The sequence below is a fragment of the Micromonospora echinofusca genome, assembly GCF_900091445.1.
Taxonomy (GTDB): domain Bacteria; phylum Actinomycetota; class Actinomycetes; order Mycobacteriales; family Micromonosporaceae; genus Micromonospora; species Micromonospora echinofusca.
Genome location: NZ_LT607733.1, coordinates 1,348,190 through 1,369,863 on the forward strand (window position 1 = coordinate 1,348,190; position 21,674 = coordinate 1,369,863).

The window sequence follows — 21,674 nt, forward strand, 5'->3', positions numbered from 1 at the left end:
ATGCCCAGTTGACCATCGAAGGGTACGCGAGGAGTGGGCCCGCAGCGGCGTCGCTGCCGAGTCGCGGGAAGACGCGTCGCTTCGTGGAGAAGGACAAGGCCGGCGCGAGCGAGCTGTTCGCGCTGGCGGACGCGGAGCCCCGTTCCGCTGAGGATCTCGCCCAGTCGTATCTTGCCGGTCGATTCGGGGCGGTGCCCGCCCTCACCGAAGGGCAGATCGGCCGGAGACTCCGTGTGCTGCGGGCAACCAGAGGGGCCGCCTGATGAGCAGGGCCCGTGGTCGGGATTCCTTCGAGTGTCGGTCCCGCGAGAACCGGCGACGGCGGGACGTGTGGGTCTTCACCGAGGGTGAACTCACCGAGCCGCAGTACGTGGACCTGGTCAAGGACATGCAGCCGGTGCGGCGCAACGAGGTCCACATCTTCAAGGACACGCGGCGGGACGGAGGAAGACGCGGCAGCGGCGACGGTCGCGGGGATCGCAAGCCCAGAGAGCTGGTGGAGGCGGCGATCGCGTGGCTCGCCGACCTGAAACGGCAGGCTGGCGGCGTGTCGGACGAGTTCGCCCCGGTCGTGTGGTGCATCTTCGACCGAGACCAGCACGAGGGGGTCGACCAGGCGATCAGCCGTGCCCGACTGGAAGCGAAGAAGCGTGCCCTTCAGATCAACGAGCAGCACGACGACCACACGCCGCTCAGCCGACGCGATCCATACACCGACGTCTGGCAGTTCGTCGAGGATCTCGGGATCGTTTCGTACTGAGAGTCGGCCGGTTGCGCCGCTCAGGAGGTGGCGAGGCGGGCCAGCACGGGCGTGAGCGGGTCGAGCGCGTCCTCGCGTACGACGAAGCGGGTGACGCCCCAGCGGCGCCGGTGCCCGGCGATCGCGGCGACGATCTCGTCCTCGGTGCCGATGAGCACGAACGGCGTCGCGAGCAGCTCGGCGACGGTCAGCCCGACGTCGGCCGCCGTGGGCGCGGCGGCGGCCTCGGCGTCGTCGGTGACGGCCACGTGCTGCACGAGCGCCTCCAGCACCGGCGGCTCGGCCCGCCCGGCCGCCCCGGCCGCGACGCAGTCGAGCTGCCTGTCGATGTCGGCCTCGCGCCAGCGCACCGTGTGCGCGTAGCCGTCGGGCAGGGTGCGGCCGAGCCCGGACAGCCCGACCACGTCGGCGTGCGCGCCGGCCCAGCGCAGCATCGCGGAGTTCGCCGTGCCGAGGGTGAACGGGATCCGCCGCTGCACCGGTCGCGGCTTTTCCAGCCGCGCGCCCCGAAGCGCCAGGTCGGGGGAGTCGACGGTGACCTCTTCGCCGTCGAGCAGGGCGCGGACGGCGTCCGCCACGGCCAGGCAGCGGCGCACCCGCCCGGCGACGTCGGGGCGCTCCCGGCCGATCGCGCGCCACTCGGCCGGGGTGTGGCCGGCGCCGAGGCCGAACCGGGCCCGCCCGCCGGAGAGCAGGTCGAGGGAGGCCACGTCCGAGGCGAGCAGCATCGGCTCCCGGACGCCGGCGTTCGAGACGTACGAGCCCAGGCCGATCCGCTCGGTCACCGCCGCGGCGGCGGCCAGGGCGACGAACGGGGACGCGGCCGCCCCGGGATGGTCGGCGGTGGACAGGGCGTCGAAGCCGGCCGCCTCGGTGCGCCGGGCCAGCTCCAGCCAGCTCGGGCCGTCGGACGGGGTCGCCTGGAGGGTGAAGGTCGCCATGGGCCCACCCTGCCGGGCACAGCCCGACCGACCAAGCCCGACGGGGATGATTCTGCTACCGGCAGACCGCTTCGTCGTGGCCGGACGCGCGGGCGGTGACCTACGCCGGCAGGCGGCGATGATGCGGCGCCGGACCTCGATGGCCGGTGGTGTTGCCCGCTTGGTCCAATACCACAGAGGTATTTTTATGCCACACAGGTATCAGCTGTTTCCGGCGGCAGTGGTTCTACAGCTTCCGCGCCGAGGTGCTACGGGACCCCGGCGACCAGAGACGTGACATCTGGGTGCTCCCGCAGTGTCACGTGGACGGCTCGTCCGGGGTGGGCTCGCGCCAGCGGGCGCGCCAGGCGGCCTCGTGCGCCTCGTGGGTGGTCTTCTCCTCGAAGACCATCTCGCGCAGGGCACGCCGGGAGTCCGCCATGACCACCGCCTCGACGGCCACCAGGCCGACGCAGATCGCGGTGAGCAGGGTGAGGGCGGCCAACCCCGGCAACCGTTGGCCGACGGGAACGGTGGCGGCCAACAGGAGCACGGCGCCGACCCTGGTCCACGAGACCGTACGCAGGGTGCGCCACTGGAACAGCATGTTCGCGCACAGGTAGCAGGCGACCCCGCCGAACAGCAGCAGGACGCCGGGGCCGTGCGCGGGGTCCGCGACCGGCACCTCGGGGTCGGCGACCTGGTGCACGATCTCCTCGGCGCCGAGGGCGAACAGGATGATCCCGGCGATCATCGGCAGGTGGAGGTAGGCGTAGGCATCCCGGGCCATCGAGACCCGGGGCCGGCCCTCGGCCGCGTGCAGGGCGATCCGGGCGGCCGGTGCGATCACGTCGTAGTGCGCCCACCACAGCGCGGCCGTGAAGAAGATGCCGAGTACCGCCGCGGCGACCGACGGCCACGTCGGGGGCTGGCCGAGCAGGTTGCTGCCGACGCCGACGGAGATGACGGACTCGCCCAGGGCGATGATCAGGATGAGGTCGTACCGCTCGGTCCAGTGCTCGGCGGACGTCACCGTCCAGCCCCAGGCGCCCGCGACCAGGCCCATGCCGTACTGGAGCAGGACGACACTGACCCAGAGCCCGTCGCGCAGCAGCGCCGCCCGCCCCGGGTCCTCGATCTGCGGCGGGATCAGCGCGGCGGCGACGAGCAGCAGGGTGCTGACCGCCATCTCCGGGGAGTACTTCAGCAGCAGCCGGCGCTCCCCGGGCTTCTCCCGCGCGACGTGCCAGTACAGCGCCAGGTGCACGCCCCGGATCACCACGTAGCTCAGCGCGACCACCATCGGGCCGGCGGACACGTCGGTCGCGTCGCTGAAGGCCTGGGGGAGCGACAGCGCGAAGCAGAACAGCGCGGCCATGCCGACGACCATCAGCACCGGGACGAAGCCCTCGCCGAGCCGTACGCGGGTGGCCACCACGCAGTGGACGACCCAGCACCACCAGAGCACGGCGAGTACGAGCATGGCGTGTGCGAGCTGCCAGCCGGAGATGTGGGCGGCGGTGGCCCGGGTGATGATGAAGAACGAGAAGACGAAGACCAGGTCGAAGAAGACCTCGAACCGGTCGACCCGGGCGCCGGGGGCGATCGAGACGGCCGGTCCCAGCCGCCCGCGCCACCGGTTGCCGCCCACCTCGTCAACTCTGGCAGCGCCCTGTCGCCGCCGGGCCGGAATCGCATGAGCCGCCGGGGCCCCGGGAGGCGACGGTGGACGGGGCGGTCAGGCGGCGGGCTCACCGGGCGGCGGGACCGGTCTGGCGGCGGGACCGGGCGGTGGCGGGCCGGGCGGCCGGGTCGGGCGGGCCGCCGGAACGGCGACGGGCGCCCCGGTCGGTGACCGGGGCGCCCGTCGTGTGAGCCAGGCGGGAACTACAGGCCGAGCTCGGCCTCGAAGTTGCCGGCCTCCAGCCGCTCCTTGACCGCCACCAGGAAGCGGGCGGCGTCCGCGCCGTCGATCAGCCGGTGGTCGTACGACAGGGCCAGGTAGACCATCGACCGGACGGCGACGACCTCGCCCAGCTCCGGGTCGTTGACCACGACCGGACGCTTGACCACGGCACCCGTGCCGAGCATCGCCGACTGCGGCGACGGCACGATCGGGGTGTCGAAGAGGGCGCCCCGGCTGCCGGTGTTGGTCAGCGTGAAGGTCGCCCCGGCGATCTCGTCCGGGCTGATCTTGTTGGTCCGGGTGCGCTCGGCCAGGTCGGCGATGCGCTTGGCGATGCCGCCCAGGTTGAGGTCACCGGCGCCGTGGATCACCGGCACCATGAGACCCCGCTCGGTGTCCACGGCGATGCCGAGGTGCTCCGACTCCGGGTAGGTGATCGTGCCGGCGTCGAGGTCCATGCTGGCGTTGACGATCGGGTACGCCTGGAGCGCCTCGACCGCCGCGAGGGCGAAGAACGGCAGGAACGACAGCTTCACGCCGTGCCGCTGCTGGAACGACTCCTTGGCCCGCGCCCGCAGCTTGGCGACCTTGGTGACGTCCACCTCGACCACGGTGGTCAGCTGCGCCATCTCGTGCAGCGACTGCTGCATCCGCTTGGCGATCGTCGCCCGGATCCGGGGGAGCTTCTCGGTGGTGCCGCGCTTGGCGCTCGGCTGCGGCTTGGCGGCCGGCTTGGCCGGGGCCGCCGCGGCGGGCTGCTGCGCCGCAGCCGGCGCGGCCTTGGCCGCCTTGGCCTTCTCCGCCGCCTCCAGCACGTCCTGCTTGCGGATCCGCCCGCCGACACCCGTGCCGTTGACCGAGGAGAGGTCGACGCCGTGCTCGCCGGCCAGCTTGCGCACCAGCGGGGTCACGTAGCCGGCAGCCTCCTCGCCGCCACTCGGGGCGGGCGCCGACGGACGCTGCGTCTGCGGGGCCGAGGGCATGGCCTTCTGCTCGGCCTGCGCGGGCCGCGCCGAGGTCTCGGCCTCCGCCGACGGCTCGTTGTACGACATGCCCGGGGTGGGCTCCTCGACCTTGGGCTCCGGCTTGGCCTCGGCCTTCGGCTCGGGCTTCGGCTCCGGCTTGGCCTCGGGCTTCGGCTCGGGCTTCGGCTCCGGCTTGGCCTCGGCCGGGGCGGCGCCGGCGGCACCGATCACGGCCAGGTCGGCGCCGACGGCGGCGGTCTCGTCCTCGGCGACCTTGATCTCCAGGACGGTGCCGGCCACCGGCGACGGGATCTCGGTGTCGACCTTGTCGGTGGAGACCTCGAGCAGGGGCTCGTCGACCTCGACGGTGTCGCCGACCTGCTTGAGCCAGCGGGTGACGGTGCCCTCGGTGACGCTCTCGCCGAGGGCCGGCATCTTGACCGGGGTGCCCTCGCCCGACGGCGCCGGGGCGGCCTGCTCCTGCGCCGGCTCCTCGACGGCCGGCTGCTCCGCCTCGGCCTGCGGCTCCTCGGCGGCCTCCTCGGCCTGCTCGGCCGGCTCCTCCTGCTGCGCGGCGGCCTCGCCGCCGCCGGTGGACTCGCCCTCGCCCGCGATCACGGCCAGCTCGCTGCCGACCTCGGCGGTCTCGTCCTCGCCGACCACGATCCGGCTCAGCACGCCCGCCGCCGGGGACGGGATCTCGGTGTCGACCTTGTCGGTCGACACCTCGAGCAGGGGCTCGTCGACCTCGACGGTGTCGCCCTCCTGCTTGAGCCAGCGCGTGACGGTGCCCTCGGTGACGCTCTCACCGAGCCGGGGCATGGTGACCGATACCGGCATCTTCAAAGACTCCTTCATTCCCCTGGTGGGATCATCGCCCGTCGCCGGACGCCGCGGTTGTCGTGATCAGGCGTGTGCGTGCAGCGGCTTGCCGGCGAGCGCCAGGTGCGCCTCGCCCAGGGCCTCGTTCTGCGTCGGGTGGGCGTGCACGAGCTGCGCCACCTCGGCCGGGTACGCCTCCCAGTTGTAGATGAGCTGCGCCTCGCCGACCATCTCACCGACCCGGGCGCCGACCATGTGTACGCCGACCACGGGGCCGTCCTCCACCCGGACGAGCTTGACGAAGCCCGCCGTCTTGAGGATCTGGCTCTTGCCGTTGCCGCCCAGGTTGTAGTTGTAGGTCTTGACCTTGTCGGCGCCGTACTGCTCCTTGGCCTTCGCCTCGGTCAGACCGACCGACGCCAGCTCCGGGTCGGAGTAGGTGACCCGCGGGATGCCGACCTCGTCGATGACGGCCGGGTTCTGGCCGGCGATCTCCTCGGCGACGAAGATGCCCTGCTGGAAGCCCCGGTGGGCGAGCTGGAGACCGGGCACGATGTCGCCGACGGCGTAGACATTCGGCACGCTGGTGCGCAGCCGCTCGTCGGTCAGCACGTAGCCGCGGTCCATCTTGACGCCCTGCTCCTCGTAGCCGAGGTCGGCGGTGTTCGGGCCGCGGCCGACCGCGACCAGCAGCAGCTCGGCCTCGACGGTGTCACCGCCGGCGATGGTGACCTTGACGCCCTTGTCGGTCTTCTCGACCTTCTCGAACGGCTTGCCGACCTTGAAGTTGATCTTCCGCTTGCGGAACGCCCGCTCCAGCGCCTTCGAGGACTCCTCGTCCTCGGCCGCGACGAGCCGGGGGAGCGCCTCGATGATCGTGACGTCCACCCCGAAGGACTTCCACACGCTGGCGAACTCGACGCCGATCACGCCGCCGCCGAGCACGATCGCCGAGGCGGGGACCCGGTCGAGGGTGAGCGCGTGGTCGCTGGTGATGACCCGCTCGCCGTCGACCTCCAGGCCGGGCAGGCTCTTGGCGTACGAACCGGAGGCCAGCACGACGTTGCGGCCGGTGTAGCGCTTGCCGTCGACCTCGACGACGTTCTTGCCGACCAGCTTGCCGTGGCCCTCGACGATGGTGATCGCCTTGTTGCCCTTGAGCATGCCCTGGAGGCCCTTGTAGAGGCGGGAGATCACGCCGTCCTTGTACGCGTTGACCCCCGCCATGTCGATGCCGACCAGCTCGGCCTTCACGCCGAACTGCTCCGACTCGCGGGTCTGGTCGGCGATCTCGGCCGCGTGCAGCAGCGCCTTGGTCGGGATGCAACCGTTGTGCAGGCAGGTGCCGCCGAGCTTGCCCTTCTCGACCAGCGCGACCTTCAGGCCCAGCTGGACGGCGCGCAGGGCGGTCGCGTAGCCGCCGCTGCCACCTCCGAGGATGACGATGTCGAAGGTTGCGTCGTTCGGCTCGCTCACGTCCAACTCCCAGGTCGCGTCACTGCTTCGGGGGTCACGGTGGGGTAACACGGGCACACCCCACCTCGGTCATCTTGTCACCACCGCCCGCCGCCCGCGTACTGAGGTGCCCAACGACACGTCCGTGACACGTACGCTTGGCACTGGCTTCGATCACGGACCAGAGGGGGAGACGCTCGGTGGGACTGTTCCGGCGACGCAAGAAGACGCGGGCGGTCAGCCTCGACCGGGCCGCCGACCGCGGCGACCTGGAACACCTCGAGGGCTTCGTACGCAGCCGGCGCGGGGTCGAGGCCTACATCGAGCCGCGGACCACCGTCACCGAGACCACGGTCATGCTGATCGCCGACGACGGGGAGTGGACCCGCCGCCGCATCGACGGGCCCGACGGCGCCCGCCGCTTCGCGTACCGGCTGGGCATCCCGGTCTACGACGTGCGGCTGATGGGCTACCCGCAGCGGATGCGCGACTACAACGAGCGCCGAAAGCGCCGCCCCGAGCTGTTCTGAGCCAGCCTCCGCGCCCGGCCGGGTGAAACGCAAGGAGGGCCCCTCGTCGACGAGGGGCCCTCCTTCGCGTACGTCAGCCGTTGGCGGCGACGTCCTCCACCAGCTGGACCAGCGTGCGGACCGGCACGCCCGTGCCACCCTTGGTCCAGTAGCCGGTCGGCTCGCCCGAGTGGTAGCTCGGGCCGGCGATGTCGATGTGCGCCCAGGCGACGTCGGCGGTGACGAACTCGCGCAGGAAGACCCCACCCTGGAGCATGTGCCCGGCCCGGTCCATGCCGGCGTTGACCTGGGAGATGTCGGCCACGTCGGAGTCCATGCCCTTGCGCACGTCGTCCGGCAGCGGCATCGGCCAGGCCGGCTCGCCGACCGCGTCGCCGGTGGTGCGGACCCGCTCGCACAGCTCGGGGGTGCCCATCACGCCGGCGATGCGCTTGCCCAGCGCGATCACCTGCCCGCCGGTGAGGGTGGACGTCTCGAAGAGGTAGTCGCAGCCGTCCTCGCAGGCCCGCGCCATCGCGTCGGCCAGGATCATCCGGCCCTCGGCGTCGGTGTTGAGCACCTCCACCTTCTTGCCGTTGTACATGCTGATCACGTCACCCGGCCGGTACGAGCGCCCGGACGGCATGTTCTCCGCCATCGGCAGGTACGCCGTCACGGCCACCGACGGCTTGAGCGCGGCGATCGCCAGCATGGTCGCGGCCACCGCGGCGGCGCCACCCATGTCGGACTTCATCTCCCACATGCCCTGCGCGGGCTTGATCGAGATGCCGCCGGTGTCGAAGGTGATGCCCTTGCCGACCAGCGCCACCCGCTTGCCGTTGCCGCCGCCGGCCGGGGTGTAGCTCAGCTTCACCAGCCGCGGCGGGGCCTCCGAGCCCTGCCCGACGGCGATGATGCCGCCGTAGCCGCCGGCGGCCAGGGCCGCCTCGTCGAGCACCTCGACCGTCAGGCCGGCCTCCCGGGCGGCGTCCGCCACCGAGTCGGCGAACGACGGCGGGCGCAGCTCGTTCGGGGCGGTGTTGACCCAGTCCCGGCTGCGCCGGACCGCGCCGCCGACCACCTGGGCGCGGGCGATCTCGGCCTGGGCGCCGGCGTCACCGGCGTCCGGCACGGCGACGAGCACCTCGGCGACCGGCTCGCGCCGGGCCGGCTGGGGCCGGGTCTTGTAGCCGGCGAAGCGGTAGCCGCCGAGCATCGCCCCCTCCGCCACCGCGCGCAGCGCCGCCGGGGCGTCGGCGTCGTCGGGCAGCGGCAGCGCGAGGGCCACCCGGGGCGCGCCCGCGAGGGCCCGTACGGCCGCTCCGGCGGCCCGGCGCAGGGTCTCCGGGGCCGGCGCGGCGCCGGTCGGCTCCGGGCCGAGACCGACGGCGACGACCACCGGGGCGGTCACGGTGCCCAGCGTGGCCAGCTTGATCACCTCGCCGGGGCCACCGGTCGCGCCGAGCAGGGCCAGCGTCTCGGTCAGCTTGCCGTCGAAGGCGGCGGCGATGCTCTCCGCGCCGCTGGCCAGCAGCAGGGTCCCGGCCAGGCCGGTGGTGGTGGCCTGCTCTGCGGTCTGGCTGTGCACGCCGATCACGATCGCGTCGACGGCGAGCTCGGCGGGGTCGGTGTCGACCAGGCTCAGGGTGGTGCTGGGCGATGTCACTGAAGCTACTCCGGGCGGGCCGGGCCGGTCGCGTCGTCGCGTACCGGCGATGGAGGTCTCCGGCGGAACGTACCCGTCGGAGGTCGGGGCTGTCCCGCCGACTGCTCCGACGGGTCCCGCCGATGCTAACCAGCCGTCCAGCTCCCGGTAAGTTCCCACCCATGACCGACGTGACCTCCGACGCCGCCGCGACCCGGCTGCGCCGTTCTCCGCTGCACGAGCGGCACACCGCTCTCGGTGCCAAGTTCGCCCCGTTCGGGGGCTGGGAGATGCCGCTGGAGTACGCCGGGGGCGGAGTGCTGAAGGAGCACGCCTCGGTGCGTACCGGGGTGGGCGTCTTCGACGTCTCCCACCTGGGCAAGGCGCGGGTGACCGGGCCGGGCGCCGCGGGGTTCGTCAACGCCTGCCTCAGCAACGACCTGGGCCGCATCGGGCCGGGCCGGGCGCAGTACACCCTCTGCTGCGACGACGCCACCGGCGGCGTGGTGGACGACATCATCGCCTACCTGCACGGCGACGAACACGTCTTCCTGATCCCGAACGCCGCGAACACCGCCGAGGTGGTGCGCCGGCTGCGCGCCGCCGCGCCGCCGTCGGTCACGGTCACCGACGAGCACGAGGCGTACGCCGTCCTCGCCGTGCAGGGCCCGCGCTCCGTCGAGCTGCTCGACGCGCTGGGCCTGCCGACCGGGCACGACTACATGAGCTTCTCCACCGCCACGCTCAACGGGGTGGAGCTGACGGTGTGCCGCACCGGCTACACCGGCGAGCTGGGCTACGAGCTGGTGGTGCCGGCGGCCGACGCGGTCGCGGTCTGGGACGCACTGTTCGCGGCCGACCCCGAGCTGCGCGCCTGCGGGCTGGCCGCCCGGGACACCCTGCGCACCGAGATGGGGTACCCGCTGCACGGCCAGGACCTGTCGCCGGAGATCACCCCGGTGCAGGCCCGCTCCGGCTGGGCGGTCGGCTGGGACAAGCCGGCCTTCTGGGGCCGCGACGCGCTGCTCACGGAGAAGGCCGCCGGCCCGAGGCGTACGCTGCGCGGCCTGGAGGCGGTCGACCGGGCCATCCCGCGCCCCGGCATGACGGTGCACGTCGGCGACGCGCAGGTCGGCACGATCACCAGCGGCACGTTCTCGCCCACGAAGAAGCAGGGCATCGCCCTGGCGCTGCTGGACACCGCCGCGAAGCTCGCCGACGGCGACCTGGTCGAGGTCGACATCCGCGGCCGCCGCGCCCAGATGCGCGTCACCCGCCCCCCGTTCGTCACCCCCTCGGTCCGCTGACCCCCGCCCCGGCCCCCCCCGCCCGCCGTCCCCCTTCCCGCCGTTGATCATGAAGTTGTTGTCACCCGGACCGGCGTGTCCCGGCAACAACTTCATGATCAACACGGGAGTGGGGAGGGTGGGGGTGGGGGAGAGGGGGTCAGAGCGGGGGGTGGGGGCGTTCGCCGGCGTCCAGGACGGCCTGCGTCCAGCCGCCCTCGATGACGCCGGTGCCGTCGAGCACGGCCCAGTCGACGACGTCGGTGGCCTCCACGACGACCGGTGAGCCGATGCGCACGGTCGGGTCGGTGTTGGCGTCGCTGGCGCTGGCGGCCACGATCCGCTCCGGGGCGTCCCACGAGGTCACCCCCGCCCAGACGTACTCGGGGCCGTCGTCGCCGGGCAGGCCGTACTTGACCACGAGCTGCGTCTCCGGGGGCAGTTGGCCGGCGAGGAACCGGGCCCGGATGTCGCCCAGCCCGGCGCGGGCGGTGGCGACCGCCCTGCTCATCGCGTCGCCCGCCCGGGCGTAGCGCACGTCCGGCTGGATGCCGGCGAAGAGGGTGGCGCAGGCGGCGGCGTAGTAGCGGCCGTCCGGCCCCGGATGCCCGGCGGGCGGGCGCAGGCTGAGGAACGAGTCGGCGTCGGGATCGGTGGCCGGATCCAGCTCCAGCCGCAGCAGCACCGGCGCCGTCGCCCCGTGCTGCTCCGGATTGCCGTACGCCACCGCGATGTCGTGCCCGGTCACCGTGGCCAGCACCGGCAGCTGCACGAACGCCGGCACCTCCTCGCCGGAGAGCCCGTCGGTCCAGTCCCGCAGCAGCCGCCGGGCGGCGCCGGTCATCACCGCCCCCCACGCCCGGGTCAGGTGGTCCGGTACGCCCTGGGTCTGCAACTCCAGCAGCCCGAAGCGGCGCAGCCCCTTCGTGGTGAACCAGAGGCCCTCGGCGTCGGAGGAGTAGGGCACCAGCACCCAGTCGACCAGCCGGATCCGCCCCTGGGCGTCCGGCAGCGAGCGCAGCGCCGTCGCCGGGTCGAGGAACTGGAGGCCGAACACGTCCACCACGTCGCCGTCGACGGACTCGGCGACGGCGGCGGCCACCGCCCGGGCCGCCCACTCGTGGGCCGGCGGCCAGCCGGGCCGGTACTCGGCCTGCACCACGACCAGGTGGCTCGCGGCGGCCAGCCGGGCCAACTGCGCCTCGGTGGCGCCGAACGCGGTGAGCAGATCGGGCGGCAGCTCGGGGAACTCGGCGATCGGCCGGGTGTCCACGCTCATCAGCGGGCTGTCGAGCATCTGCCGCGCCAGCCCGTGCACGGGCTCGGCCAGCCGGCCGCTCAGCCGCGCCACGGCGGTCTTCGCGCTCACCTTCGGCAGCCCCGTCATCGGCACCAGGTAGGTCGCGCTCAGCGACTCCGGAACCGGTACGGGCAGGAAGTCGTCCGTGATGAGCATGTCGTCCCCCGGTTGGCCGCGCCGGTGCTGTCGTGGGAGAACGCTACCCGGCGCGGTGTGCCCCGTTCAGCCGGACAGCACCACTCCCAGGTAGACCAGCGTGGTGACCACCTCCACGGTGGCGCCGAGCACGTCGCCGGTGACGCCGCCGAGCCGGCGTACCACGTGGCGCAGCAGCCCCACCGCGACGGCGAGGGCGGCGGCGACGGCGAGCGGCCCCTGCCACGGGCGGCCCGGCACGGCGGCGAGCGCCAGCAGCGCGACGGCGACCGCCCCGGCGGCCAGGGCGACCGGCCCGACGGTGCCCGCGACGAGCGCGCCGAGCCCCTCCGGGCGGGCCGCCGGCACCCCGCGCCGGCAGGCCACCGCCACCCCGAGCCGGCCGGCGGCGCTCGCCGCGACCACCGCCGCGAGCGCCGCCGGCCACGACCGTCCCGCCAGCTCCGCGAGGGCCGCCGTCTGCACCAGGAGTACGACCACCAGCGCGACCACCCCGAACGGGCCCACGTCCGGCTTCTTCATGATCTCCAGCGCGGCCGCCCCCCGCCGGTACGACCCCAGCGCGTCCACGGTGTCGGCCAGCCCGTCCAGGTGCAGCCCCCGGGTGAGCAGCGCCCCGGCGCCGACGGTCACCGCCGCCGCGACCAGCGGGGGCGCGAGCGCACCGGGCAGGAGCAGGATTCCGGCGAGCACGACGCCGAGCAGCGCGCCGACCGCCGGGGCGAGCGCCATCGCCGTCCCCGCCACCGCCCGGTCGATGCGACCGGCGCGTACCGGCAGGGTCGTGAAGGTGGTCAGCGCCAACCGCGCCCCGTCGGCGAGCCGCGACTCAGCCGGCACGCCGGCCGGACGGGTCCACCGGTTCCGACTCCGACCCGGTGCTGGTGGGGCCGGGGCCGGCGGGCTCCGGCTCGCGGAAGTCGGGCTCGGTGCTGGTCGGTCCGGGCCCGGCCGGTTCCGGCTCGCGGAAGTCGGGCTCGTCGGTGTCCTGCTCGTCGTCGCCGCCGAGCGACGGGTGGGCCGGCAGCGCGGCGGCCAGCGCCAGCACCGAGCGCAGCAGCGGTAGCGCGGCCAGCGCGTTCGCGCCCTCGCCCAGGTCGAGCCGCAGGTCGAGCAGCGGCGTCAGGCCGAGCACGTCGGCGCCGAGCCGCACGGCGGGGTGCCCACCGTGGTCGGCCAGCAGGCACCAGTGCCGGGCCTGTCCGGCGAGGTCGCGGGTGACCATGGCGGCGGCCACCCCGACCGGCCCGTCGAGCATGACCGGCAGCCGCCGGGCGGTGGCGCCCAGCAGGACGCCGGTGGCCACGGCGATGTCCCCACCGCCCAGCTCGGCCAGCACGTCCTTGGCGCTGCGCGGCGAGTTCCGGGTCCGGTGCAGGGCGTCGCGCACCGTCGCGCACCGCGTCATCCAGGCCGCGTCGTCGATCTCGCCCGAGCCGGTGAGCACCCGCGGGAGCACCGCGGGCGCCTCCGCGCCCGCCGTCGCCACCAGCACCGCCGCCGCGGCGGCCTCGGTGCCGGCGCCGCACGCCCCGAGCACCAGCAGCCGTACGCCCGCGTCGGCGGCCTCCTCGGCGAGCCGCCAGCCGTAGCGCAGGGCGACCTCGACCTGCTCGCCGGTCAACGCCGGCTCGGCCTCCATCGGTGCGGACGCCGGCGCCTCCACCACCTGGAGTCCGGCGCCGCTCTCGGCGGCGAGCCGGGCCAGCGCCCCCTGCCCGGCGCGGGCCTGCCGGGCGCGGCGCGCCGACTCGCCCTCGACGGTGCCGGCGGCTGCGCCACCGAGGTGGTCGCCGTGCAGCAGCAGCACCCGTACCGAGCCCCACGGGGCCGGGGTGGGGGTGCCCTGGGTGGCGGCGGCGAACCCGACCGCCCGCTCCAGCACGCCCAGCCCCGACCCGGGCACGTCCAGGGTGGCGAGCCGCTCGATCGCCTGCGGCCCGGTGTACTCGTCGGGCATGGGCAGTTCCATGCCGGGCTGGATGACCAGGCCCGTGGCGACCATCGGCAGCGCCATGGTCGGGGCGGCCCAGGCGGTGCCGGTCGGTTCGGCACCGTGCGCCGCGTCCGGGGCGGCCGGCGGCGCGGGGGTGAACACCTCCGGGGAGGGCTCCGACGCGGCCACCGACCCGCGAGCGCCGCCGGGAACGCCCGGCGCGCCGTTCTGCGCCAGCCCGGCCTGCGTGGGCCCGGCCTGCGCGGATCCGGCCTGGGCGGGCACGGTGGCCGGGTGCGGGGCGCGCGGCTTGAGCCAGGCGGCCTGGCCGGCGACCACGAGGACGACCGCGTCGCAGGCGTCGGCGACCGCCCGGTTGGCCGCGCCCAGCGCGTCGGTGAAGGCCCGCCCGAGCGGGGTGGTGGGCACCAGGGAGAGCCCGACCTCCGGGCTGACCAGCACCAACCGGGCCGCGCAGGAGCGCACCGCCGCCGCCAGCTCGGCGATGGTGGCGGTGTCGTCCGCCGGCTGGTGGGCCGGGTCGAGCAGCACGGTCACCCAGCCGCCGAGGTCGTCGACGAGCAGCGTCTCGTTCGGCCCGGCGGCGGCGAGCACGTCCGCGAGGCGGCGCGGGTCGGCCGCGGTCTCCTCGGTGGTCCAGGTCTCCGGTCGGCGCTCGCGGTGCGCCGCCAGCCGGGCCGCCCACTCCGCGTCGTCGGCGGGCGCGTCGGCGGCCGTGGCCACGTAGCGGACCGTCGGCGCGTCGGCGACCAGGGACTCGGCGAATTCGGACTTTCCGGACCGGATGCCGCCGAGCACCAGGACCGTGTTCCACCCGTCAACGGACATGCCCGTACTTTAGAGCCAGCACCCGGGTGCGGCCCCCGGAGGTGCGCTGCGCTCCGTCCCGGCCCGGAGCGGCCGGTCGTCGTCGGGCATGGCGCGCTCAGCCGCAGTGCTCGAACCCGCTGCCGTAGCTGGCCCCGCCGGTGGCGCCGCCCCACTTCACGCAGACCCCGGCGGCCTTCGCCCGTACCGGCCCGGCGTAGTAGGAGAACGACCCGCTGTCGGTGCTGCGCGCCCGGCCGCGCACCTCCAGCCACGCCGAGGCGGTCGTCGCCGTGCCCACCGCGGTCTCCTTCATCGTGACCACGCAGTTGTCGCCGGTGCCGGCGTGGTAGAGCAGGTAGACCCGACCCTGCCGGGTGCCCGAGGCGGTCAGGGCGGCCGAGTCGATCACCTGGTAGCCGCTGCCGCACGCCCCGACCGGCGTGTACGGGTTCGTCCTCGCCGGTCGGCCGGCCGTCGGTTCGGCATCCGGCCGGCCGGAGGCGGTGGGGGTCGGCTCGCCGCCGCCCGCCGTGGGGAGCGGGACGGGCTGGGACGGGGACGCCGACTGCCGGCCGGACGCCGCCGGAGCCGTCGGGCGGGTGGCGCCCGCCGTGGGTTCGACGCGGAGCCTGCCCGTCCCGTCGCCGGCCGCCGCGCCGGGCGAGCCCGCCGGCGCGGATCCGCCCGTCAGCGCCGCCGGCACGTCCCCGCCGGCCGGGCCGTCGTCGGGGACCAGCGCGAGCACCGCCACCCCGAACAGCACCACGGACCCGACGGCCGCCGAGCCGAGCAGCGCGGCCCGGCGCCGCCGTGACGGCGGTGGCGTGACCGGATCCTCCCGGGTGGGCGGGGCCGAAGCCCAGGTGCCGCCGCCGGTGTCCGGTGCCGGGCGGTCGGGCGGGCCGCCCGCGGGCAGCGCTGCGGCGGGGACGGGCGGCAGCGGCGCCCACGGATCCGGCGGTGCGAGCGGCCCGGCGGGGGCCGGCGACAGCGTGGCGCCAGCGGACGCCGCCGAGGTCGGGCCGGCGACGGCCCACGGCGGGCGGGCGGACGTCGGGACCACGGCCAGGGTCGCGTCACGGGCCTCGGCCGCGGCGTCGGCCATCGCCGCCGCGTCGCCGAATCGGTCGCCCGGGTGCTTCGCCATCGCCCGCTGCACCAGCGCGGCCACCGCCGGGGGGACGTCGGGTGGCAGCGGCGGCGGCTCCTCCTGAAGGTGCCGCAGGGCCACCTGGAGCGGGTTGTCACCGTCGAACGGCGGCTGGCCGGTCAGGCAGAAGTACGCCACCGCGCCGAGCGCGTAGATGTCCGTCGCCGGGGAGACCGGCTGGTTCGCGGCCTGCTCCGGCGACATGTACGAGGCGGTGCCCAGCATCACGTTGGCGGCGGTGATGCCCGCCGAGGTGCCCGAGCGGGCGATGCCGAAGTCGACCAGCACCGCCCGGCCGTCGGCCTTCACGAGCAGGTTGCCCGGCTTGACGTCCCGGTGCACGATGCCGGCGACGTGGGCCGTGTGCAGCGCCTCGGCGGCCTGCGCCACCACCGACATGGTCGACGCCGGGTCGAGCCGCCCCGCCCGCCGCAGCCAGGAACTCAACGGCTGGCCGTCGACGTACTCCATCACCAGGTAGTCGACCTGGCTGCCGTCGGCGAGGACGGCCCGGCCGACGTCGTGCACGGCGACCACACCCGGGTGACGCAGCGCCGCCAGCATCCGCGCCTCCGCCCGGAACCGGGTCGTGAACTCGGGATCCGCGCTCAGCGCCGGCAGCAGCACCTTCACCGCCACCGTGCGTTCCAGCATGACGTCCGTGCACCGCCAGACCGCGCCCATGCCGCCCGTCGCCACCCGGTCGTCCAACCGGTACCGGTCGCTGAGCACCACTCCCCGAGTAAGCACCGCGACACCGTACCGGCCCGGTCGGACGGGGCGGCCCCTACCGGGGGGCCTGGTACTGGAAGTCGTTGGGGTTGACCGCCGCCGGCTTCGGATCCTCCTGCCAGGCGCCCTCCCCGGGCCGGGCCACGAGGGCGTCCAGCAGGTCCTCCCGTTCCATGTGCGCCGCCCCCACGATGCCGCCGCGTACCGCCATGGTCCGCAGCGTCTCGGTGTCCTTGTCGTGCAGCGGTTCGTCCATCGTCGCCTCCTCCGGGCCGCCGGCGGTCCACGACCGCCCGTCGCGCGTCAGGTGGCCCATACCCGGACAGCAGCCGGAAAACCCTGCGCCACCGGGGCGGCTGCCCGCCCGCCGGACGGATGTCGGGCCGCCCCGTGCGCGGACGACTACGCTTGCGGGGGTTCGTCCCACGGGACATCAGCGGCGAGGGGAGACGCGGCATGGCGTGGAGCTGGCGGTACGAGGGCGCGAACGGCGAGGCGGTCGAGGGGCCGGCGGAGTCGTTCAGCAGCCAGGCGGACGCCGAATCCTGGATCGGTCAGGCCTGGCGGGAGCTCGCGGCGTCCGGCGTCACCTCGGTCGCGCTCGTCGAGGACGACCGGGTGGACTACCGCATGAGCCTGCTGCCTCCGGCGGAGTGATGGCCGGCGACCGCCCGGGGGGCGAGCCACTGGTGCTCGGTGTGCCCCGGGCGGCGCTGCGGCCCAGCCCGGTCTTCCTCGCCCTGGTCGCGCTCTTCGTGACCAGCGGGGTGCTCACCTGGAACGGGTTCGGCAACGTCCGGCTCGACGTGTTCCTCTTCGTCGTGTCCGGCTGGCTGGTCTCGCTGTGCCTGCACGAGTACGCCCACGCCGTCGTGGCGTTCCGGGCCGGCGACCGCAGCGTCGCGCACCGGGGCTACCTGACGCTCAACCCGCTGAAGTACAGCCACCCGCTGCTGTCGATCGCGCTGCCGGTGGTGGTCGTGCTGCTCGGCGGCATCGGCCTGCCCGGCGGGGCGGTGTGGGTGGACCGGCATGCCATTCCGGGGCGCCTGCGGCACACGCTGGTCAGCCTCGCCGGCCCCGCCACGAACGTGCTGTTCACGCTGGTCCTGGTGCTCGCCGTACGCCTCGGGGCGCCCGGCGGCGGGCCCGTCGAGTTCTGGGCGGCGGTGGCGCTGCTGGCGTTCCTCCAACTCACCGCGAGCGTGCTCAACCTGCTGCCGGTGCCCGGCCTGGACGGCGGCAACATGATCGAGCCGTGGTTGAACCCGCAGTGGCGCAGGATGTACGACCTGTTCGCCCCGTTCGGCTTCATCCTGCTGTTCGCACTGCTGTGGAACCCGCGGATCAACCGCTGGTTCTTCGACGCGGTCTTCGCCGTGGGCGACTTCCTCGGCCTGCCCCCGTGGCTCTACGCCCTCGGTCTGGACCTGATCCGCTTCTGGCAGGGCTGAGGGTGCTGTCCGGCCCGGCCGGCCGCCCTGGCGGGGGCGACCGGGCCGGAACGCGTCACGGACGCTCGGCGGGAGACTCCGTGCGGGCCGGGTCGCGCTCGACGATCGGGTCGAGGATCTCGTCGATCGCCTTGAGCAGCTCGGCGTCGAGCCTGACGCCGGCCGCCTTGACGTTGTCGTGCACCTGCTCCGGGCGGGAGGCGCCGATGATCGCCGAGGAGACGTTCGGGTTCTGCAGCACCCAGGCGACGGCGAGCTGCGCCATGCTCAGCCCGGCCTGCTCGGCCAGCGGCTTGAGCCGCTGCACCCGGGTCAGGACGTCGTCGGTCATGAACCGGGAGATGAAGCCCGCGCCCGACTTCTCGTCGGTGGCCCGGGAGCCGGCCGGCGGCGGCTGGCCCGGCAGGTACTTGCCCGAGAGCACGCCCTGCGCGATCGGCGACCAGACGATCTGCCCGACGCCCAGCTCCTCGCTCGTGGGTACGACCTCGGACTCGATGACCCGCCAGAGCATCGAGTACTGCGGCTGGTTGGAGACCAGCGGGATGCGCAGCTCACGGGCGAGCTGGTGGGCCGCGCGGATCTCCGACGCCTTCCACTCGGAGACGCCGATGTAGTGCGCCTTGCCGGAGTGCACGACGTCGGCGAACGCCTCCATCGTCTCCTCCAGCGGCGTGCTGTAGTCGTACCGGTGGGCCTGGTAGAGGTCCACGTAGTCGGTGCGCAGCCGGCGCAGCGAGCCGTTGATCGACTCCATGATGTGCTTGCGGGACAGGCCCCGGTCGTTGCGGCCCGGTCCCGTGGGCCAGTACACCTTGGTGAAGATCTCCAGCCCCTCGCGCCGCTCGCCCTCCAGCGCGCGGCCCAGCACGTCCTCGGCGCGGGTGCCCGCGTACACGTCGGCCGTGTCGAAGGTGGTGATGCCGGCGTCCAGGGCGGCCCGGACGCAGGCGAACGCCGCGTCCTCCTCGACCTGCGAGCCGTGGGTGATCCAGTTGCCGTACGAGATCTCGCTGACCATCAGGCCGGAACGGCCCAGGTGACGGAATTCCATGAGTCGACCCTAGCCCGTTCGGATCATGTCCACCCGCCGTGGCGGCGCGGTGTCGCTCAGAGCACGGGGCTGGTGTCGACGAGCAGCCGCTCGATCTCGGCCACGACCTCGTCGCGGTCGCGGTGCACGGGCTCGATCAGCGGCTCACCCCGGCGGTCGAGCGCGCCCCAGCGCCCCGTGCCGTCGCCGACGAGGAACGCGACCGGGTGGATGACCAGCGCCGGATGGGTGGGCGGGACCAGCACCTTCCCGGCCCGGTTCACCACGCCACGCCGGCCGGCCACGTCCACCACGGCCAGCCCCTCCTCGGTGAAGCCGTCGACGTAGCGGCCGTCGGCCAGGACGGTGACGAACCCGTGGTGCCGGGTGGGCACCACGATCCGACCGTTACGGTCGACCGCGCCCCAGCCGTCCCGGCGGACCACGGCCACGCCGCGCCGGAACGGCCGTACGTCCGCGAAGCCGTGCGGCACGACCACCTCGCCGGTGGCGTCGATCGCCACCCAGCCGGCGTCGCCGCCGTCGGAGACCCAGGCCAGCCCGTCGGAGAAGGAGCGCACCACCGGGTACGACGGTTCGAGCACCGTGGCGCCGGTGCGGTCGACCAGCGACCACCGCTCGGTCTCGGGCCGCCGCACCCAGGCCAGCCCGTCACGGAACGGCTGCGCCTCCGCGTACTCGGCCGCGATGACCATGTCGCCGTCCGGGCCGGCGAAACCCCACAGGTCGCCGTCGCGCGCCGGCGCCGGGGGCCGGTCACTCTCCAGCACCTCCTCGCGGGTGCGGGGGTACGGCCCGAAGCCCGTCTCCGCGACCCGCTCCGCCACCGCGTCCAGGCTCAACCGGATCCGCGCCTGCAACTCGGGGTCCTCGGTGCCGCGCAGGTCCAGGGCGCGCTCGAAGTGGTGACAGGCCTCCATGAGCCGGCCCTGGTCGTAGCAGGACCGCCCGGCGTGCTCGTGCAGCACGGCGCGCAGCCGCTCGGGCAACTCGGTGGAGTTGGCCTCGGCGAAGAGCCGGTCGGCCTCGACGAACTCGCCGCGCCACCGCAACACGTGCGCCAGTCGCGCCTGCGCCACCGCCGTACGCCGTAGCTCTCCCGTGGCCTCCGCGTACGTCAGCGCGAGCCGACCGTCCGCGAGGGCGTCGTCCAGTTCGCCGAGGATCCGCGACACCACCGCCCGCAGACTGAGCAGCCGCGCGCGCGACTTGTTGTCCACCGCGGCGCCCAACTTCTCGGTCAGCCGGCGCCGGATCGTCCGGAACTCGTCCGGCTCCGCCACGATCTCCCGCAGCGTCGCCGGATCGAGCCGCCAGCGGTAGCTCGCCAGCACCTGCTCCGGATCACCCTGCGCCGCACTCTGCCGGCCGGCGTCCCCCGTACCGCCGGCGCTCGTCCCGGTGGTCGACGGCCCGGCGGCGCTCGGCCCGGCGGTGCTCGGCCCGGCGGTGCTCGGCCCGGCGGTGCTCGGCCCGGCGGTGCTCGGCCCGGCGGTGCTCGGCCCGGCGGTGCTCGGCCCGGCGGTGCTCGGCCCGGCGGTGCTGCCCTCGGCGGCGCGAGGGCCGGCGATGCTCGGTTCGCCCGTGCTGGCGTCAGCGGCTCGTGGGCTGGTGACGCCTGGTCCGGTCGGGCCTGGTTCTGCGGGTCGTGGGCCGGCGACGACTGGCGCGGCGGCCGGGGGCATGGCGGCGTCGGGCGCCTCGGCGGGCGGCGTGGCGGCACCCGGCGCGTCGGCGGGCTGCGCCGGCGTCGTGTCGCTGGGAGACGCCGAGGTTGCCGCCGGCGGGGGCGTCGGCTGCGTCGGCGGTTCGGTGACGGCCGGTGCGGGTCGGATGTCGCCGGTGGGTGTCGAGGTTGCCGGCGGCGCGGACACGGGCCGGGCCGGCACGAGGCCGGTGGCGGGAGCGGAAGCGGGCTGGGCCTCGTCCGGTGCGGCCAGGACCGGCTCGCCCGGGTCGATCGAGGGCTCAGCGGCAGAACTGGTCCGCGACACCTCCGCCGCCTCCGTCGACGGGCCGTCGACGGGCAGGGCCGTTGCCGGTGACCTGGTGGTGACGGCTGAGTCGGCCGCCGGTGGCGGGTCCGCCGCGACGGGTGGAACACCACGGGTGTCGAGGGCCCTCGGTGACAACCATGGTGTTCCACCGGTGGGCTCGGCCGGGACGCTGCGCACGGGTTCGGGTGCGGGAGTGGTGGCGTGCCCATCCGGGTGGGTGGTCGGGGTACCCGCGTCGGCCACGCGTGGGTCGGCGTCCTCCCGCCGGGTGACGTCGGTGTCCTCCGCGTCGACGGCACGCGGGGCGGGCACGCCAGTGTCGAGATCGCGCGGGGTCGGCGCGCTCTGCGCGGAGGCGTACGACGCGGGGTCCTCGTGTCCGGGCCCGCCTCGGGTCGGGGCGTCCGGCGGCGCGGATCCGGAGCCTGCCGCCGGGTCCGGAGCGGTTCCGTTCGCCGCAACGGCATCCGGCCCGGCCGGCTGCTCCTGAGCGGCGGCGTCCGCCGATGGTCCGGACCCCGGGCGTACGGCCGGTGCCGGAACCGGCGGGGCGGACGGTGGCGCCGACACGGGCCGGGCTGGAGGTGCGGAAACCGGGCGCGGCGCGCTCGGTGCGGAGTGCATCTGTACGGGAGGCGCGGATACGGGCGTGGCGAAGGCGGAGGGGGCCGGCTGCTCCGGCGGCGTGCTGGCCGGCGGCAGACCTGCCGGGGCTGGCCCCTGCGCGGTCGACGGACCCGAGACCGCAGGCACCGGGCTCGTCGGGGTGGCCGCCGACGCGGGGACGGCTGGTGGA

General features: G+C 74.7%; 17 protein-coding genes and 1 pseudogene. 6 read left to right on the forward strand and 12 right to left on the reverse strand.

Features of this window, described 5'->3' with window-relative positions:
* The first annotated feature begins 83 nt into the window (after window positions 1-83).
* Complete coding sequence (locus tag GA0070610_RS06240; RefSeq protein WP_088999135.1) at window positions 84-263, forward strand: hypothetical protein; 180 nt, start codon at window positions 84-86, stop codon at window positions 261-263.
* Window positions 264-328: 65 nt separating this feature from the next.
* Window positions 329-760, forward strand: a complete 432-nt coding sequence (locus GA0070610_RS06245) for an RloB family protein (RefSeq protein ID WP_157747055.1) — start codon at window positions 329-331, stop codon at window positions 758-760.
* A 20-nt stretch (window positions 761-780) separates the two neighbouring features.
* Here GA0070610_RS06245 and GA0070610_RS06250 read toward each other — a convergent pair whose 3' ends face one another.
* The 4 genes from GA0070610_RS06250 to lpdA all read right to left on the reverse strand — a co-directional run bounded on the left by GA0070610_RS06250 (window position 781) and on the right by lpdA (window position 6,849).
* The gene (locus GA0070610_RS06250; RefSeq protein ID WP_088999137.1) at window positions 781-1,701 is read right to left on the reverse strand and encodes an LLM class flavin-dependent oxidoreductase; all 921 of its coding nucleotides are present in this window, start codon (window positions 1,699-1,701) and stop codon (window positions 781-783) included.
* A gap of 298 nt (window positions 1,702-1,999) precedes the next feature.
* Window positions 2,000-3,331, reverse strand: coding sequence for a low temperature requirement protein A (locus GA0070610_RS06255; protein WP_088999138.1), 1,332 nt, complete (start codon window positions 3,329-3,331; stop codon window positions 2,000-2,002).
* A 236-nt stretch (window positions 3,332-3,567) separates the two neighbouring features.
* Window positions 3,568-5,391 (reverse strand): 2-oxoglutarate dehydrogenase, E2 component, dihydrolipoamide succinyltransferase, encoded by a 1,824-nt coding sequence (sucB, locus tag GA0070610_RS06260; protein WP_088999139.1) that lies wholly within the window; start codon window positions 5,389-5,391, stop codon window positions 3,568-3,570.
* A gap of 66 nt (window positions 5,392-5,457) precedes the next feature.
* A complete protein-coding gene (gene lpdA, locus GA0070610_RS06265; protein ID WP_088999140.1) occupies window positions 5,458-6,849 on the reverse strand; it encodes a dihydrolipoyl dehydrogenase in 1,392 nt (463 codons plus the stop codon).
* A 179-nt stretch (window positions 6,850-7,028) separates the two neighbouring features.
* Here lpdA and GA0070610_RS06270 point away from each other — a divergent pair, with 179 nt between their 5' ends.
* Window positions 7,029-7,358 carry a hypothetical protein gene (locus GA0070610_RS06270; RefSeq protein WP_088999141.1) on the forward strand — a complete coding sequence of 110 codons (330 nt, stop codon included), beginning with the start codon at window positions 7,029-7,031 and terminating at the stop codon, window positions 7,356-7,358.
* Window positions 7,359-7,431: 73 nt separating this feature from the next.
* Here the strand turns inward: GA0070610_RS06270 and GA0070610_RS06275 are convergent, their stop codons facing one another.
* Window positions 7,432-9,003, reverse strand: a complete 1,572-nt coding sequence (locus tag GA0070610_RS06275; RefSeq protein WP_088999142.1) for a leucyl aminopeptidase — start codon at window positions 9,001-9,003, stop codon at window positions 7,432-7,434.
* Window positions 9,004-9,164: 161 nt separating this feature from the next.
* Here GA0070610_RS06275 and gcvT point away from each other — a divergent pair, with 161 nt between their 5' ends.
* Window positions 9,165-10,289, forward strand: coding sequence for a glycine cleavage system aminomethyltransferase GcvT (gene gcvT, locus GA0070610_RS06280; RefSeq protein WP_088999143.1), 1,125 nt, complete (start codon window positions 9,165-9,167; stop codon window positions 10,287-10,289).
* A 139-nt stretch (window positions 10,290-10,428) separates the two neighbouring features.
* Here the strand turns inward: gcvT and GA0070610_RS06285 are convergent, their stop codons facing one another.
* From GA0070610_RS06285 to GA0070610_RS06305, 5 genes and pseudogenes are all read right to left on the reverse strand, one after another.
* Window positions 10,429-11,724: a DUF2314 domain-containing protein gene (locus tag GA0070610_RS06285; RefSeq protein WP_088999144.1), complete on the reverse strand. Its 1,296-nt coding sequence runs from the start codon at window positions 11,722-11,724 to the stop codon at window positions 10,429-10,431.
* A gap of 66 nt (window positions 11,725-11,790) precedes the next feature.
* A complete protein-coding gene (gene cobS, locus GA0070610_RS06290) occupies window positions 11,791-12,564 on the reverse strand; it encodes an adenosylcobinamide-GDP ribazoletransferase (protein ID WP_088999145.1) in 774 nt (257 codons plus the stop codon).
* Window positions 12,554-14,509: a bifunctional adenosylcobinamide kinase/adenosylcobinamide-phosphate guanylyltransferase gene (locus GA0070610_RS06295; protein WP_088999146.1), complete on the reverse strand. Its 1,956-nt coding sequence runs from the start codon at window positions 14,507-14,509 to the stop codon at window positions 12,554-12,556. Before GA0070610_RS06295 ends, cobS begins: the two co-directional genes overlap by 11 nt.
* Before the next feature lie 553 nt (window positions 14,510-15,062).
* Window positions 15,063-16,391, reverse strand: a pseudogene (locus GA0070610_RS06300) (serine/threonine-protein kinase); the annotation flags it as partial.
* Between the two features lie 37 nt (window positions 16,392-16,428).
* Window positions 16,429-16,629, reverse strand: a complete 201-nt coding sequence (locus tag GA0070610_RS06305; protein WP_089003310.1) for a hypothetical protein — start codon at window positions 16,627-16,629, stop codon at window positions 16,429-16,431.
* Window positions 16,630-16,829: 200 nt separating this feature from the next.
* Between GA0070610_RS06305 and GA0070610_RS06310 the strand changes: the two genes are divergently transcribed.
* Both GA0070610_RS06310 and GA0070610_RS06315 read left to right on the forward strand, forming a co-directional pair.
* Window positions 16,830-17,030, forward strand: a complete 201-nt coding sequence (locus GA0070610_RS06310; protein WP_088999148.1) for a hypothetical protein — start codon at window positions 16,830-16,832, stop codon at window positions 17,028-17,030.
* The gene (locus GA0070610_RS06315; protein WP_088999149.1) at window positions 17,030-17,827 is read left to right on the forward strand and encodes a site-2 protease family protein; all 798 of its coding nucleotides are present in this window, start codon (window positions 17,030-17,032) and stop codon (window positions 17,825-17,827) included. Before GA0070610_RS06310 ends, GA0070610_RS06315 begins: the two co-directional genes overlap by 1 nt.
* Before the next feature lie 55 nt (window positions 17,828-17,882).
* Here GA0070610_RS06315 and GA0070610_RS06320 read toward each other — a convergent pair whose 3' ends face one another.
* Both GA0070610_RS06320 and GA0070610_RS06325 read right to left on the reverse strand, forming a co-directional pair.
* The gene (locus GA0070610_RS06320) at window positions 17,883-18,881 is read right to left on the reverse strand and encodes an aldo/keto reductase family protein (RefSeq protein ID WP_088999150.1); all 999 of its coding nucleotides are present in this window, start codon (window positions 18,879-18,881) and stop codon (window positions 17,883-17,885) included.
* 56 nt (window positions 18,882-18,937) lie between these two features.
* Window positions 18,938-21,190, reverse strand: a complete 2,253-nt coding sequence (locus tag GA0070610_RS06325) for a WG repeat-containing protein (RefSeq protein ID WP_231925936.1) — start codon at window positions 21,188-21,190, stop codon at window positions 18,938-18,940.
* Between the last annotated feature and the right edge of the window lie 484 nt (window positions 21,191-21,674).